Origin of the sequence: Micromonospora sp. TSRI0369 (assembly GCF_001905625.1) — a bacterium.
Classification (GTDB): domain Bacteria; phylum Actinomycetota; class Actinomycetes; order Mycobacteriales; family Micromonosporaceae; genus Micromonospora; species Micromonospora echinospora_A.
The window spans coordinates 596077-610841 of record NZ_LIVU01000005.1; the positions used below are offsets into that span (position 1 = coordinate 596077).

Below are 14765 nucleotides of genomic sequence, written 5' to 3' on the forward strand. Positions count from 1 at the left end.
TCTGCATTCCCGTGCACCCAACCGCTACGCACCGGAGGTAGGCGTGAAGCTTCTTCTCACATCCGCGGGCGTCCAGAACCCGAGCATCCAGGATGCGCTGGTCGGCCTGCTGGGCAAGCCGATCGCCGAGTCCACCGCCCTCTGCATTCCCACGGCGGCCTACCCGATGGGCGGGCCGGCCTCGGCCTGGCGTTTCATCACCGGTCAGACACCGCTGCCCATGACCGGCCTGGGCTGGAAGTCGCTGGGCGTCCTGGAGCTGACAGCGCTGCCCAGCATCGGCGAGGAACGGTGGGTCCCCTGGGTACGGGAGGCGGACGTCATCCTGGTGCACGGCGGCGACGCGACGTACCTGTGCCACTGGATGCGGCAGTCCGGGCTGGCGGACCTGCTGCCGTCGCTGCGGGACACCGTCTGGGTGGGGCTGAGCGCGGGGAGCATGGTGCTGACTCCCCGCGTCGGGAGGGACTTCGTCGAGTGGCAGTCCGCGCCCGACGACCGCACGCTGGGGCTCGTCGACTTCTCGATCTTCCCGCACCTGGGCCTCGAACCGGACAACACCATGGCGAACGCCGAGAAGTGGGCGGCCGAGATCGCGGGTCCGGCGTACGCGATCGACGACCAGACGGCCATCACGGTGGTCGACGGCACCGTCGAGGTCGTCTCCGAGGGGCACTGGAGGCGGTTCCCCGCGTAGCGGCGATCGAGCGGAGCTACCCGAGCAGCGCCGCTGCCGCGGCCACTGTGACCAGCGACAGCGTCGTGGTCACCACCACCGCCCGGTTGGCCACCGTCTCGCCGACGCCGTACTCCTGCGCGAAGATGAACGTGTTCTGCGCTGTCGGCAGGCCCGCGCACACCACCACGGCGAGCAACTGCGGCGCGGACAGGTGCAGGGCCAGCCCGGCCGCGTACGCGATGACCGGCTGCGCGACCAGCTTCAGCGCGGTGATCACGGCGAGCGCGGCGGGCTCTACCGGCTCGGCCCGCGACGGCGCCGTCCGGTGCAGCGACGCGCCGAGCGCGACCAGCGCGGCCGGGACCGCGGCGCCCGCCAGCAGGGTCAGCGGCGCGGCCGCCACCGACGGCAGACGCAGCCCGGCAGCCGAGCAGGCGACACCGAGCAGCGACGCCAGGATCACCGGATTGCGTACGGGCAGGGAGGCGATCCGGCGCACCCGCACCCGCCCGGCGGGGTCGCGGTGCCGGTCCAGCGCGATCAGGATCACCGGCGTCACCACCAGCACCTGCAGCAGCACCACCTCGGCCAGGAACGACACGCTGCCGAGAACCTGCGTCGCGATCGGGATGCCGAGGTTCGCCGAGTTCACGTACCCGGCGGCCATGCCCCAGATCGGCCGTTCGCCGTGCCCGCGACCGAACAGCCGGCTCGCGCCGACCCACCCGAGCCCGACCACCGCGGCGGTGCTCACCCCGAAGGCGAGCAGCGAGCGGCCGGCGAACCCGGACAGTGGCATCCGGGACAGGGCCAGGAACAGGGCGGACGGCATCGCGAGGTGGAACACGAACCGGCCGAGCACCGACGCCGCCGCCTCGCCCAGCAGGCCCCAGCGACAGGCCGCGTAGCCGACCGCGGTGAGGATCCAGATCGGTACGAACGCCGCCACCAAGCTCATCCGGGCGTCACCGAAGGGCGGACGTCCGTGGCGTAGGAGAGGCGCCGGGTGCGGAGCCGACCACCAGGAAGGTGTTGTCGGGCCACTCGTAGGACTGGTCGCCACCGGGCGGGGCGGGCCGGAGGAAGACGATCCGCACCGTGCGGGGCCACCAGCGGGTCGGCTCCGACCAGGAGCACTGCACCCGCCGCTCCCCCGTGTCGGCGCAGTCCCCGACCTGTTCCCATCCGTCGAGCTGCCCGGCGACGGCGGACCGGACCTGCTCCCAGGCGGTCGTGGACGGCATGGCGTACGTGTCGACCATCGGCCGGCCGCGGTCGTTGCTCAGGTCGACGGAGACCTCGAGCGCCCGGTTGTCGACGACGTCCTCGTACGCGCCTTCCGGCAGCACGGTGGACGCCCCGGACGGCGCCGCGACGGAGACCGGTTCACCGGCCGTCGACCAGCGCACCCCGGCCACCGTCGCCGCGACCACGGCCAGCACGACAATCACCCCGGCGATCACCAGACGAACTCGCACAGGCGGGAGTCTATGAAGACCGCGCCAGCCGGACGAGTTCAGGCAACCCGCCGTCGCGACCGTCAACCCGGATTGCCGCCGTAGAGGGCGACGAGGACGCGGTCCCGCAGGATCTCGTACTGTCGGCGGCACCGGACGGGTGGTCCCGGCGGGCGTTGCTGAACCTGACCGCCGACAACGACTTCCGACGGCTGGAACTGGTCAGCAGTCAGGTCCACCTCGCGGCCGTCGGCCAGTCGATTCCAGTAGTGGTAGCCGACCCTGGCGTCTCCGGCGTGGACCTCGCCGAGGATAAGCTCTCCGCCGAGCAGGTCCTGAATGATCAATGCGGTCACCCCGCATTGACCACGGGCTGGGTTGCCGGCGTGCCAGTCCTGCACGTCGTGCGGGTCACAGGTGTCCGCTCCCCAGCCGGCGCGCAGCACCGGCCGCAGCGTCTCCAGGTCGATCGCGAGCGGGACTGATCGTCGGTCGTGCTTCTCAGACGTCACCCGGGAAGGGTCGGCCCTCGACCGGGTCGAGAGTCAAGGGAACCCGCCAACCGCCTAGGATGGTCCCGGTGACCTTCCCCGAACGGCGATCCGCCGACGTCCCGACCGACGAAGAACGGGTCGACGAGGCCCTGCGGTTGCTCTCCGGCCCGCCGGTCGCGCTCGACGTCGCCGTCAAGCGGCTCGCCCGTGGCAGCGGCGTCTACGCCTGGTGGGCACTGCCCTCGGTCCTTCCCGACCTCCCCGGGCCGCCGAACGACAGCGACCCGTCGCGGCGGTTGCTCTATCTCGGCCGGGCGACCAGCCTGCGGGGCCGGATCCTGCGCAACCATCTGCGACGGTCGGGCAGCTCGACGCTGCGCCGCACGCTGGCCGGGCTCCTCGTGTCCGAGGGCTACCGGACGACCTGGACCGACCGCGTCGTCCTGGTCCCCGAGGACGAGACGCGGCTGACCGCGTGGATGCACGAGCACCTGCGCCTGACCTGGGCGGAGGATGCCGAGCCGGCGGTCATCGAGGCCGAACTCGTCCGGCGTCTGCACCCGCCGCTCAACGTCCACGGCGTCGACCCCGAGCACATCCAGGCAGCAGTGGTCGCCGCCAAGAACTCGTACAACGTCAGCAGCGGCCCGGCGCAGCCCTAGCCACAGGTGGGGTGCGAGCCTCACGCCGTCAGTGCGGCTTCGAGATCCCGGCGGGTGAGGGCAGCGCGGAGGTGCAGTCCCTCGGCCGCCAGGTTCTCCCGGCCGCCCTGCTCGCGGTCGATGGCGCAGACCACCGTCTCGACCTGCGCGCCGACCGACCGCAGGTGTCCGCACGAGGCCAGAAGCGCGCCTCCGGTGGTCACGACGTCCTCGATCACGACGACCCGCAGACCGCTCACCGGCCCGCCCTCGGCCACCTTCGCGGTGCCGTACTCCTTCGCCTGCTTCCGCACGAAGACCGTGGGCAGCCCGGTCAGCTGCGACATCACCGTGGCGATCGGAATGCCGCCCATCTCCATCCCCGCCAACACGTCGCACTCCGGCAGCAGAGCAACCATCGCCTCGGCGACCTCGCGCAGCAGCTCCGGCTTCCCCTCGAACAGGTACTTGTCGAAGTACTCGTCGCTGACCTGCCCGGATCGAAGATGGAACCGGCCGGTGAGATGGCAGGTGTCATAGACGCGGCGCGCGAGCGGGTGAGTCACCGGCACAGTCTCGCATCCGCCGCACGATCGGCCGGGATCACACGATCCGCCGAAGGCGTACCCTCGGACGCTCGTTCCGCAGATGACCCAGCTTGTGCTGGCGCACCTGCTCCTCCCACACCTCCTGGTCGTACTCCGGATCGGCGCCGTCCACCGGTGCGACCCGTCGCTGTAGTGGAACTTCTCATCCCCCGCCCGCAGCACGCTCACCGCAACCACCCCAGGAACCGCCGGTGCAACGACCCCGCCGGCGCCCAGCTCAGATCCGCTGTCGCCCGCACCAACTGCGCCCCCAGGTACACCGCCAGCGACACCGGCGCGCCCTCGTACTCCGCAAGCAGCTCCCGCCGCCGCGTCGCGCACGGCCACGGCGCACCGCACCCGCCGCACGTCCAGACCGGCAGCACCGGCCCGTGGGTGCTCACCCGCGCACCCCCAGGAAGCGGGCGACGCTCGCGCGCGCCTGCCGGCTGGTCGCCCACGCGACCTGCCAGCAGGGGTACGGAGTCAGCCGCGCCCACCACAGCCGGCAACCCACGCACATGCCGTCCAAACCCCGTACGTGCACAGCCAGGATCGCCTGTTCCGCAGTGCTCACTGATCCTCCTGCGGCGGCCAGTGACCGCGATTGATCGGTACGCGGTGGCGGTTCCGGCACGGCAGCTCGGCTCCACAGCGGCACACCCACCGCCACCTCCGCCACGACCAGGCCGGGCGATGACGGCGTACGAGCGTCGACGCGACCGCGAGGAGGTAGCCCTCGTACGGCAGGCGCGGCTTGGCGGGTGCGACGTCGGCATCCCGATGCGGCGCTTGCGCCGCTGCCGCCTCGCCGGGCGCTGCCTGCGCGTGATCGGATTCAGCCAGCCCGAGGATTCTCCGCTTCGCCGCCTCCCATTCGGCTTTCTGCGCTTCCTGGCCCGTGGGGCGCCAACGGTTCCGACCGCCCATCACCACCTCCGTCTGCTCCGGCGCGACGGATCACTTCACAAGGGAGTGCGGCGTCGCGCCCGGCAGGATGAGGCGTTTCCTCATCCGAAAACGGACACTAGGGCCGCATGGTGATGGAGAAATTACCGCTGGTTATGCCGCCAGACTGATGCCCAGCCGCCCAGCCAGCAGACGCAGCTCGTTCGGCACGGCCCGCCGCTTGGCCCGCTGCGCCATCGCGACGACGGCGTCCTGGGCGAGCGGGTTGAGCGAGAACGGCACCGGCGCTGCCTGTTCCGCGCGCACGAACGCCGCGATCGCCTCGTTGTCCCGGCGACCGGAATCGGCCAGAGCACGCCCGAGGTCGAGCCAGTACGACATCTGCCGGATCGACGCCGCCAGCACCTGCGGCCGTACCGTGCGGGACAGCTCGATCACCCGGCCGGGCTCGCCGGACTCGGCCGCGATGGACATCTCCCACAGAGTCACGTTCGTCGGCCCGAACCCGCAGCCGTTGAACCCCATGCCGTCCGCCGGATCGCCGAGGGTCGCCGCTTCCCGGGCAGCCTCGGTCAGATGGTCACGCGCGGCGTCGAGGCGCCCGCTGACTGTCGAGGCCAGAGCCGCAGACAGGTGCAACTGGCCGAGCATCTGCCGGACCCGCTCGTCGGAGGCGGCGGACTGAAGCTCCGCGAGCGACCGGTCAGCCGCCCGCGCGGCAAGCGGGGCCGACTCGATCGGCAGACTCTGCGCGTACGCGAAACGGGTCGCACCCAGCCACGCCGCCTCCTCCACGTCCTCGGCCGCCGCCACCGCGACCCGAGCGGCGTTCAACGCCAGGTGGCGATAGCCGAGGTGCCGCAGGCAGGCCGACGCCTGGTACGCCACCTGTGCGAGCGCCGGTCCGCCCGCCGCAGCCGCCTCCAACAGTAGGCCGGGCAGCATCTGGGCCATGGCCGGGAAGTTCGAGCGGTGGCGAAGCTGCTCACTGCGCGCGATGCCCGCCGCCAGTTCTTCCCGGCTGAGCGTCGACGGCCGCCGCTCGCCGTCCTCGATCTCGATCAGCGCCGACCAGATCGCCGGCACGCACTCCGCCGCGCGCTCACGTGCGGGGTCACCGGTCTCGGTGCCCTGACCGAGCAGGTCCGCAACCGTGACCTGCAACGCGGCGGCGACAGCTACAAGGGTGGAGCGCCTGTCGATCGTCTTGCGGCCGGACTCGACCTGAGAGATGTAGGACTGGCTGACTCCGGCGAGCCCGGCGAGGACGGCCTGGCTCATCCCGCCACGGCGCATCCGCCAGTAGCGAATCCGGGCGCCGATCGTGTCGGCCTTGCTCGCCATGTCTCGCCTGCCTCCCAGGACGAGGGCTGGGACTTCGGCACCGGCCGGTGAGCCGCATACCCGTCCGCCAGTGTACGTGGATCGGTGCTCTCGCATTGACGTCGAGGGGTTCCTACCTGCCGCTCCCCCGCGCTCTGTGGTCGACTGGTTGGGCTGACCGGAGGTGCCGCCGACATGCCAATGCCGCCTGCCTACTTGGCTATCGCCGCCGACCTACGTGCCGCGATCCTGTCCGGAGAACTTCCCGCTGGAGCCAAGTTGCCGTCCGAATCCGGCCTGATGCGCCAGTACGACGTGAGCCGGACCGTCGCCAAGTGGGCCATCGCCGTGCTGAAGGGCGAGGGCATCGTGGAGGGTCGCGCCGGATCCGGCGTATACGTCCGAGGCACCACCCGGCTGGTTCGTCACGCCCGGGGCCGCGACGTTCGCTCCGGCGACGGCCCGACGTCCCCGTTCGCCCGTGACGCGGCCGGCGTCGGGCAGCAGGGCACCTGGGAGCACGACAGCCGACACGAGCGGGCCGATGAGCGGATTGCCGCCCGGCTCGGCATCGAGCCGGGCGCACCGGTGATGCGGACGTCATACCGCTTCCTCGCGGACGGCGAACCGATACAGCTTTCCGTGTCGTACGAGCCGCTTGCCGTCACGCAGGGCACGCCGGTCGAGTGGCCAGAAGATGGCGAGATCAAGGGCGTCGTCGCTCGTATGCACACCATCGGCGTACGGGTCGACGAGGTCGTGGAGCGCGTCAGCCTTCGCTCGGCGACCGCAGATGAGGTCGAGGCGCTCAACCTGCCGGCCCGCACGTTCGTGCACACCATCGAGCGGACCTACACGGCGAGCGGCACGCCGGCGGAGACGGCCGACATCGTGCTGCCCGGCGGCCGAAACGACCTCGTCTACCGTCTACCGATCGACTGACGTAGGGCGGCAACCGTCCGGCGAAGACTCGCCACCGAAGCGCAGGGCCGTGGAGTGGTCGTGGCAGCTCGCAGTGAGGGCCACCAAGACACCACCGTCAGCCCATGGCTTGCGTCACAGCGCAGACAGGGATGCTGGCAGGTACCTCCTCCAGTGACGGTTACGGCATGACGCCAGGCATCCGAGATCGGGTGTCCTCGGCTGCGGCCGACACGATCTGTTCCGTAAGACGCACCGTCTTCACGGTCTCCGGATGCTCCTCCCCGAGCACCTCGATGCGCCTGGTCAACGTCTCCCGGCAAAGAGCCAGTGCCTCATCGGCGCGACCGACAGCAAGCAGCCCGGCCGCCACGTCATGGGCCGAGAGCAGCGTATGGGGGTGATTGTCGCCGAGCACCCTCCGCCGGCGCACGTAGGTCTCCTGGTTGAGCGTCAGACTTTCCTCGTGCAGGCCGAGGGCCCGAAGATCCAGAGCAAGATTGTGTGCGGTTCCCAGCGTCTCCAGGTGCTCCTCACCGAGAATCCGCGTCTTCCGCTTCAACGTGTCCTCGTGCAGGGCACGAGCTTCTCGCGGCTCTCCGAGTTCTCGGAGGTTGGAAGCTACGTGATCAGCTGCGTTGAGCGTGGACAGATGATCATGTCCGAAGGCTTGACTGCTCCGCTTGTACACCTCGACGACCAGGTCCCGACTCTCCGCGTACCGCGCCTGCCGCCAGAGCGCACTAACCAGGGTATGGCCTGCGGAAAGAGTCTGCCGATCATCAGGGCCGAGGGAGACCCGCCAGTGCTCGTAGAGGGTGGCGGCAAGCTCCCGGCCGCGTTCCAGCTCGCCACGCTCGATCAGATACCAGGCCGCAGCATAAGCGGCGGATCGCAGACCACTTGATCGGGTCGCGGCGAGGTCGCTCGCCAGCAGGTGCGGCATCAGCCGGTCCCAGAGTTCCCACGAAGAAGTGCTCTTGCTGTCGGCCGGGCACAGGTTCGCCAGAACCTCGTCGGCCCTCAGGCGAACTTCCGGCCGACGTCCCGCATCGATACTTCCGCTGATCACCAGTTGCACGAGTCGGTGAAGCAAAATCGACTTCTCATCTACCCGAGCCACGCCGTAGCGCGAGATCCACCCGAGCGTTCGGCGCATTCCCAACGTCGTCTGCAACTGCCCTGCCAGCGGCTCGGCCAAGACAGCGCTGATCGCTGGAGAAAACAACTCCACCGGGATCGGCTCGGCTGCCATCATCGAGCAGATCTCAAGAAGCTGAACGGCTGCCGGGCATTCTCCTTCCATTCGCCGCAGAGCGGTCACCACCACCTGGGTCAACGGCGTGGGATACGTCGGCAGGCGCCCGTTCTCCAGCAGTTCTCTACCGTTACGATCCAGTTCCTTGAGGTACTCCGCTGCGGACATGCCTGTTTCGTTCATGAGAGAGCACGCCTGGGCGACCGCCAAGGGCAGGTCTTCCAGGCAGCCGGCGATGTCGTTCGCCTCACCGCTGCTCAATGTGGGCGAGAGACGTCTCATGAGGGCCACCGATTCAGCTCGTGAGAACGGGTTCACGGCAACCGGGCCGCCCACCATCTCCCAGGCAGGATTTCGGGAGGTGACGATGACGTGGCCCGGGCCCTGAGGCACCCACTGCGCCAGCGAGGCTGGATCCTCGGCGTTGTCGAAGATGAGCAGCCACCGATCGGTGCGTGCCAACTGGAGGCTCACCTCACGGAGTGCAGACGGGATGTCCGCCGCCGTCTGCACCCACCCGGCCGCAACGCCCAGCGATGCCATCTGGCCGCCGATCATCGAGGGCGTCTCCGCATCGATCCACCAGACGAAGTCGTAGCTCCCCATGCGCCGGTAGGCGTATTCGATGCTCAACGTGGTTTTCCCGACGCCGCCGATTCCGTGCAGCACCTGCACGACCGCCGACGTCCGCCTCTCCAGGCCGTTCTCAAAAGTGGCGAGTTGGACGTCTCGCCCAACGAAAGAGCGGTTACGCGGCGGGAGGTTGTCGACGACTTCGCGACGTCCACTCGAAGGGACGGATCTGGTGGCGGGCTTCTGGCCCTCCGAATTGCTGGCCCAGGCAGCGAGCGCCGCGCCGATGACCGGACATACGAGTGCGGCTACCGTTGCTGATGTCTGTACGTCCAAATCAGCCCACACCTGGCACACGAGCCAGGTCGCTGCCACCAGCATTGCGCTGGCACCGGTAGCTACTAGCCACCGCGCGATTCCTCTCAACCGTTACCCCGCCTTCGATGAGCGCGTCAACGGCGAACCGTGGGATTCAGACTTTACACCTTGTCGATAGATGCGCCGAGCGGATCCTGCCTGTGGACACCCGAGACGAACGAAAGCGCAATGCCTTCGATTACGACGCGACAGGCTGCTGTCTGGCGTCGCGCCGCCGCTCGGAGCCCTGGACGGAGCAGTCAGTCCGGGGAATCCGGTTCACGTTCCGGCGCCTGGTTGAGCGCCTCACCATCAGCCATCCGCTTGTCGACCTCGACGTGCACAACGTCTGGCCTCAGCTCTTACGAGACACACGACAAGAACTAGCGGCTATCCTCTACAGCCTCCGTGCTGACGGAGTCACCAGTACAGGGACGGACAGATGAGCCAGGATCAGGATGCCGCAGGAGCCATGAGCTTCATCTTCGAGGCCGGCGTGCTCAAGCGCGCCGCCCGTACCGGCTGGTGGTTCGCTGGCGTGAAGCAGCCCGAGTCGATTGCCGAGCACTCGTTCCGCACGGCGCTCATCGGCATGATGCTCGCGACCATGGAGGGTGCCGACTCAGCTCGCGTCTCGATGTTGTGCGTCCTGCACGACACCCAGGAAACCCGGATCACCGACATTCCTCACATCGCCAAGCGCTACCTCGCCGCCGCGCCCAACACCGCAGTCACCGCCGATCAGGTTGGCGGCTGCCCGCCCGCCGTTGCCGACGTGATCAATGCTGCCGTCGCCGAGTACGAGGCCGGCGAAACCCTGGAGGCGGTGGTCGCCCGCGACGCGGACAAGTTGGAGTGCCTCGTCCAAGCGGTCGAGTACCGGCACCAGGGAGTCGCGGATGTCCAGCGCTGGATCGACAGCTCGCGGGCGGCGCTCAAGACAGCGTCCGCTCATCGCCTCGCCGACGCCGCCCTGACCGGCGCACCGATGGCGTGGCTGAGCCCACCGCCCGCGTAACGCAGCGGTCGGACGACGACCTTCACATCCAGCTTTCCGCGTCGCCTGTCTCACACATCCGGCTCTGCCGAGACCAGGACGTGTCGAGAGGCGGTCACCTCCAAGGTGTAGGTCGGCGTACGCTTCGCGAAGCAGGCGCGGTCTATACGGCGCTGAAGGAGATGAGCGATGGCCGAGTGTGTTACTGCGGGCCGGCTGACCCTCGTCGACGTAGTGAATCACTGGTTCTACCTGCAACAACCCACGTTCGTCGGCACCGGGCAGAACTACTGGATCGATCACGAGACCAACGAACTGTGCGTCGACCGCGGTGATGGTCGCGTAACTCGGCATCCCCGCGTAACCCAGTACGCAGCTTGGATGGGTCGTTAGCCGACACCCACCGCCCGCTAGGTATGCGGCTCTGCCATCGACCCTCCGCCTCAGCCCTCGGCTATTCCGTAGCAGTTGCTCGCCATAAGCGTGGGTGACGTAAGTTCGGAAACAGATGCCCGCGCGGTCTGTTCGGCCGTAAGTGGAGGCATTGGCGCGCATCGTGAGGGAGAGCACCCATGCTACCGACCGTCGGCGTGCACAAGACATTCGCTCGGCTGCAGGAAGATGGAACGCTGCCTCGCGGATCAGTGCCGGTAGGGTCGGCGGGTGAGCAGATCGTCCGGACGCGCCGGGAACTTTCGCACCCTGTACCACGGGCAGGCAGCAGTCGACACCTCGTCGCGTTACGGCCTGTTCCTGATTCGTCGATCGGGGTTGTGGGCGCAGCAGTGGGCATCGATCAATGCCGGAAGGCAGCCTGTCCCGCCACCGCCGCCGGTAGACCTCGCACGTGAGACAGTCGTCATTCTCTCGGTGGGATTCCGTCCTGTGCTGGGCTACGACGTCACGATCGAGGACGTTACGGTGCGGGAGACGACTCTGGTGGTGACCGGCGTCGAGAGGCGTCCCATGGGCGACGTGACGCTCGACATGGCGTGTTCACCGGTGCACGTCGTGGCGGCACGATTCGGGCCCGAAGCCTTCGAGGACATGCTGCTGAATCTGCGTATCGTGCCCGCGGAATGACGTGAGCCCGTGATGTGGGTGACCACGGAAGGACGAGTTTCCCGCTCAGAACCAGCTCTCGCGCATGTCCAACGTCGTCCGGTCCAGCCCTTCCAGCAGATCGAACTGCGCCGCCACCTTCGGCAACTCCCACCGGTAGAAGTACCGCGCCGCCTGCCTCTTCCCCGCCAGGAACTCCCCCTCGGCCCCGTCCGGCGATCCCAGCGCCTCCACCGCCAGCACCTGCTCCAGCCACATCCACGCGATCACCACGTGCCCGACCGCCTCCAGATAGACCGAGGCGTTCGCCAGCGCCAGCTCCGGATCGCCCGGAGCCCACAACCGCCGCGTCACCACGGCGATCCGGTCCACCGCGGCGGCGAGCTGTCCGGCCAGCTCGGAGGCGAACCCGTCGGCCTTCCACGCCCGGCTGACGGTGCCGCGGATCGTCTCCAGCAGCAGTTCCAGCGCGGCGCCGTCGCGCATGGTGACCTTGCGGCCGAGCAGGTCGAGCGCCTGGATGCCGTGGGTGCCCTCGTGGATGGCGTTGAGGCGGTTGTCGCGCCAGTGCTGCTCGACGTCGTAGTCGCGGGTGTAGCCGTACCCGCCGTGCACCTGGATGGCCAGGTCGTTGGCGGCCAGGCACCACTGCGCCGGCCAGCTCTTGGTGATCGGGGTGAGCAGGTCCAGCAGCAGCTGCGCCCGTTCGCGGTCGGCCTCGGCGGGCGCGGTCTTCTGCTCGTCGAGCAGCCGTCCGCAGTAGAGCACCAGCGCGAGCGCGCCCTCCACGTAGCTCTTCTGGGCCAGCAGCATCCGGCGTACGTCGGGGTGGGCCACGATCGGCACCTGCGGCGTGGTGGGGTCCTTGTCGGCGACCGGGCGGCCCTGCGGGCGCTGCCGGGCGTACGCGACGGACTTCAGGTACGCGGTGTAGCCGAGCGCCGTGGCGCCGGCCCCGATGCCGATGCGCGCCTCGTTCATCATGTGGAACATGACCGCGAGCCCCTGGTGCGGCTGCCCCACCAGGTAGCCGACCGCCCCGGCCCGCCCGTACGGCCGGTGCACGCCCTCGCCGAAGTTCAGCAGCGTGTTGGTGGTGCCCCGGTAGCCGAGCTTGTGGTTGAGGCCGACCAGCACCACGTCGTTGCGCGGCCCGAGGTTGCCGTCGTCGTCGAGCAGCACCTTCGGCACGATGAACAGCGACAGCCCCTTCACGCCGGCCGGCGCGCCGGGGATGCGGGCCAGCACCAGGTGGACGATGTTCTCCGCCAGCTCGTGGTCGCCGCCGGAGATCCACATCTTGGTGCCGACGATCCGGTACGTGCCGTCGTCCTGCGGCTCGGCCCGCGTGGTGAGGTCGGTGAGGGAGCTGCCGGCCTGCGGCTCGGACAGGCACATGGTGCCGAAGAACCGGCCCTCGACCATGGGGCGTACCCAGGTGTCGATCTGCTCGGCGCTGCCGTGGGCGAGCAGCAGGTTGGCGTTGCCGAGGGTGAGCATCGGGTACGCCGACGTGCCCACGTTGGCGGCCTGGAACCAGGCGAACGCGGCGGCGGCCACCACGTGCGGCAGTTGCAGCCCGCCGACCGACTCGTCCATGGTGGCGGCGAGCAGCCCGGTCTCGGCGAACGCCTCCAGCGCGGCCTTCACCTGCGGGATGGTCCGTACGCGCTGCCCGTCGAACGTGGGCTCGCCGGTGTCGGCGGCCCGGTTGTGCGGGGCGAACCGTTCGGCGGCGACCTGGGCGGCGAGGTCCAGCACCGCGTCGACGGTCTCCCGGGTGTGCTCGGCGTAGCGGGGCCGCTCGGTGAGCCGGGTCACGTCCAGCCAGTCGTGCAGCAGGAACGCGAGGTCACGGCGGGACAGCAGCAGATCGGACGAGGACAACGTGGACTCCTTCCGGTCAGCCGCGGCGCAACCCGGCGACGGCCTCCCGCAGGTCATCCTGACCGATCGGAGCCGGCGGCGCACCCTCCGCCGCCTCCCGGAGCGCCTTGGCGAGTTGCACCCGCCGCAGCGCCTCGCGGAGGTCCGCGCCGGTCAGCCCGGCCGTGTCGGCGGCCAGCGCGGCCGGATCGAGGTCGTCGGCGAACATCTTGAAGCCGGGCCGCTCGTGCCGGTCGATCAGCTCGCGGACCATCTTGGTGAGGATCTCCGCGCGTCCGGTCTCGTCCGGCGCCGGAATGGCGATCTTCAGGTCGAAGCGGCCGGAGCGGATCAGCGAGGCGTCGACGCGCTGCGGGAAGTTGGTGGTGGCCACCACGATGACGTCGGGGTTCTCCTCGAACAGCGTGTTCATCTCCTGCTTGAAGATGCCCGCGACGGCGTTGACGGCCTGGCTGGCCGCGTCCCCACCGGCCCCGGCGTAGCTGATGATCGAGTCGAACTCGTCGAACAACATGACAGTGGGCCGACGGTAGCGGCGTGCCTCCCGGAAGATCCGCTTGATGTTGCGTTCCGAGCCGCCGAGGTACTTGTCCAGGATCTCCGGGGTGCGGATCTCCACGAAGTCCGCGCCGATCTCGTTGGCGAGGGCCCGGGCCAGCATGGTCTTGCCGGTGCCCGGCGGCCCGTACATCAGGATGCCCTGCGGCCGGCGCGCGCCCCAGCGGGCCATCGCGGCCGGGTGCCGGAACGACACCGCCACCTCGCGGAACTGCGCGACCACGTCGGACAGTCCGCCGACCTGGTCGAGGGTCACCGCCGCGCTGCGCGGCCCGGCCGCCGTCGTCACCGGTCGCCGCCCCACGACGTACGTCCGTCCGCGCAGCACCGTCGGCTCGTCGCTGTCGCCGGACAACTCACGTACGGCCTGGAGCAGCAGGCCCAGCATCGCCGTCAGGTGCGCCGGACCCACGTCGGCGCTGGGCACGTCGGCGTGGATGCGTACCGTGCCGTTGTCCTGGTCGACGCGGGGCCGCAGCCCGGCTTCCCGGGCCGCGCGCAGCACCTCCCGGCCGGCCTCGTCGCCCGGCGGCGCGGCGAGCGTGGCGACCGGTCGCGGCCAGATCCGCCGTCCTGCCTCCGCGGCCATCCGGCCCACCGCGGCGGCCGGGCCGTCACCGCCGCGGGCGGCCAGCCGCTCGGCGAGCAGCACGCCGACAGGCCCGGCCAGACCGAGAGCGAGCAGGCCCGCCGGGCTGCTCTCCACCCGCAGGTACGCCTCGAAGCGGTGCGTCGGCTGCCCGTCTGCGGTGTCGGCGCGCACGGTGCAGAGCACCTCCCGCACCGGGGCCGGAAAGTCGCCGTCGATGAGCAGCTCCACCGGCCCGTCGACGGCTGCGGCGAGCAGCCCCGCCGCGTCGGCGATCCGCACCTCGGCGCCCAGCAGCGGCACCGTCTCCTCGTCCGGCCGTACCTCGTTCATCGGCAGCCCTTTCCTCGCGGCGGCGTCCGCTTCCCTCGCGTGGCGTCCGCCTCCGAGTCTGGCACCGGCCCGGCCGGGCGGCCACCGCTGAGCCGGCTGCTGCTCCCCGGCTGTTGGTCGCCCGGCTGGTGGTCGCCCGG

The 14765-nt window shown here is 69.8% G+C and carries 15 protein-coding genes; 5 read left to right on the forward strand and 10 right to left on the reverse strand.

What is annotated here, in order from left to right; translation table 11 throughout:
- The first annotated feature begins 43 nt into the window (after window positions 1–43).
- On the forward strand, window positions 44–697 hold the full coding sequence (locus AMK25_RS20065; protein WP_073829858.1) for a Type 1 glutamine amidotransferase-like domain-containing protein: 654 nt from the start codon (window positions 44–46) through the stop codon (window positions 695–697).
- Between the two features lie 16 nt (window positions 698–713).
- Here AMK25_RS20065 and AMK25_RS20070 read toward each other — a convergent pair whose 3' ends face one another.
- The 3 genes from AMK25_RS20070 to AMK25_RS20080 form a co-directional block, all read right to left on the reverse strand.
- Window positions 714–1637, reverse strand: a complete 924-nt coding sequence (locus AMK25_RS20070) for an AEC family transporter (RefSeq protein WP_073829859.1) — start codon at window positions 1635–1637, stop codon at window positions 714–716.
- A 7-nt stretch (window positions 1638–1644) separates the two neighbouring features.
- The gene (locus AMK25_RS20075; protein ID WP_140946045.1) at window positions 1645–2157 is read right to left on the reverse strand and encodes a hypothetical protein; all 513 of its coding nucleotides are present in this window, start codon (window positions 2155–2157) and stop codon (window positions 1645–1647) included.
- Between the two features lie 62 nt (window positions 2158–2219).
- Complete coding sequence (locus tag AMK25_RS20080) at window positions 2220–2648, reverse strand: YunG family protein (RefSeq protein WP_241826422.1); 429 nt, start codon at window positions 2646–2648, stop codon at window positions 2220–2222.
- A gap of 59 nt (window positions 2649–2707) precedes the next feature.
- Here AMK25_RS20080 and AMK25_RS20085 point away from each other — a divergent pair, with 59 nt between their 5' ends.
- A complete protein-coding gene (locus tag AMK25_RS20085; RefSeq protein ID WP_073829860.1) occupies window positions 2708–3292 on the forward strand; it encodes a GIY-YIG nuclease family protein in 585 nt (194 codons plus the stop codon).
- Window positions 3293–3312: 20 nt separating this feature from the next.
- On the opposite strand, the gene pyrE is transcribed toward AMK25_RS20085, so the two are convergent.
- The 4 genes from pyrE to AMK25_RS20105 form a co-directional block, all read right to left on the reverse strand.
- Complete coding sequence (gene pyrE / locus AMK25_RS20090; RefSeq protein WP_043324701.1) at window positions 3313–3837, reverse strand: orotate phosphoribosyltransferase; 525 nt, start codon at window positions 3835–3837, stop codon at window positions 3313–3315.
- Between the two features lie 206 nt (window positions 3838–4043).
- Complete coding sequence (locus tag AMK25_RS20095) at window positions 4044–4262, reverse strand: hypothetical protein (RefSeq protein WP_073829861.1); 219 nt, start codon at window positions 4260–4262, stop codon at window positions 4044–4046.
- The gene (locus tag AMK25_RS33095) at window positions 4259–4696 is read right to left on the reverse strand and encodes a hypothetical protein (RefSeq protein WP_443189919.1); all 438 of its coding nucleotides are present in this window, start codon (window positions 4694–4696) and stop codon (window positions 4259–4261) included. Before AMK25_RS33095 ends, AMK25_RS20095 begins: the two co-directional genes overlap by 4 nt.
- A gap of 224 nt (window positions 4697–4920) precedes the next feature.
- The gene (locus tag AMK25_RS20105) at window positions 4921–6111 is read right to left on the reverse strand and encodes a helix-turn-helix domain-containing protein (protein WP_073829862.1); all 1191 of its coding nucleotides are present in this window, start codon (window positions 6109–6111) and stop codon (window positions 4921–4923) included.
- 174 nt (window positions 6112–6285) lie between these two features.
- Here AMK25_RS20105 and AMK25_RS20110 point away from each other — a divergent pair, with 174 nt between their 5' ends.
- Complete coding sequence (locus AMK25_RS20110; protein ID WP_073829863.1) at window positions 6286–7032, forward strand: GntR family transcriptional regulator; 747 nt, start codon at window positions 6286–6288, stop codon at window positions 7030–7032.
- Between the two features lie 160 nt (window positions 7033–7192).
- Here the strand turns inward: AMK25_RS20110 and fxsT are convergent, their stop codons facing one another.
- Window positions 7193–9223, reverse strand: a complete 2031-nt coding sequence (gene fxsT / locus AMK25_RS20115; RefSeq protein ID WP_083664769.1) for an FxSxx-COOH system tetratricopeptide repeat protein — start codon at window positions 9221–9223, stop codon at window positions 7193–7195.
- 418 nt (window positions 9224–9641) lie between these two features.
- On the opposite strand from fxsT, the gene AMK25_RS20120 reads away from it, so the two are divergent.
- Both AMK25_RS20120 and AMK25_RS32010 read left to right on the forward strand, forming a co-directional pair.
- On the forward strand, window positions 9642–10217 hold the full coding sequence (locus tag AMK25_RS20120) for an HD domain-containing protein (protein ID WP_073829865.1): 576 nt from the start codon (window positions 9642–9644) through the stop codon (window positions 10215–10217).
- A gap of 642 nt (window positions 10218–10859) precedes the next feature.
- Window positions 10860–11279, forward strand: coding sequence for a hypothetical protein (locus AMK25_RS32010; protein WP_143194758.1), 420 nt, complete (start codon window positions 10860–10862; stop codon window positions 11277–11279).
- Between the two features lie 45 nt (window positions 11280–11324).
- Here the strand turns inward: AMK25_RS32010 and AMK25_RS20130 are convergent, their stop codons facing one another.
- Both AMK25_RS20130 and AMK25_RS20135 read right to left on the reverse strand, forming a co-directional pair.
- Entirely contained in the window at window positions 11325–13145 is a 1821-nt protein-coding gene (locus AMK25_RS20130) for an acyl-CoA dehydrogenase (protein WP_073829867.1), read from the reverse strand.
- A 16-nt stretch (window positions 13146–13161) separates the two neighbouring features.
- Window positions 13162–14625, reverse strand: coding sequence for an ATP-binding protein (locus AMK25_RS20135; RefSeq protein ID WP_073829868.1), 1464 nt, complete (start codon window positions 14623–14625; stop codon window positions 13162–13164).
- Between the last annotated feature and the right edge of the window lie 140 nt (window positions 14626–14765).

Coding starts and splice junctions, on each gene's coding strand:
- AMK25_RS20070 (WP_073829859.1), bottom strand. CDS start 1,637: ATGAGCTTGGTGGCGGCGTTCGTACCGATCTGGATCCTCACCGCGGTC.
- AMK25_RS20085 (WP_073829860.1), top strand. CDS start 2,708: ATGGTCCCGGTGACCTTCCCCGAACGGCGATCCGCCGACGTCCCGACC.
- AMK25_RS20105 (WP_073829862.1), bottom strand. CDS start 6,111: ATGGCGAGCAAGGCCGACACGATCGGCGCCCGGATTCGCTACTGGCGG.
- AMK25_RS20110 (WP_073829863.1), top strand. CDS start 6,286: ATGCCAATGCCGCCTGCCTACTTGGCTATCGCCGCCGACCTACGTGCC.
- fxsT (WP_083664769.1), bottom strand. CDS start 9,223: ATGCTGGTGGCAGCGACCTGGCTCGTGTGCCAGGTGTGGGCTGATTTG.
- AMK25_RS20120 (WP_073829865.1), top strand. CDS start 9,642: ATGAGCCAGGATCAGGATGCCGCAGGAGCCATGAGCTTCATCTTCGAG.
- AMK25_RS20135 (WP_073829868.1), bottom strand. CDS start 14,625: ATGAACGAGGTACGGCCGGACGAGGAGACGGTGCCGCTGCTGGGCGCC.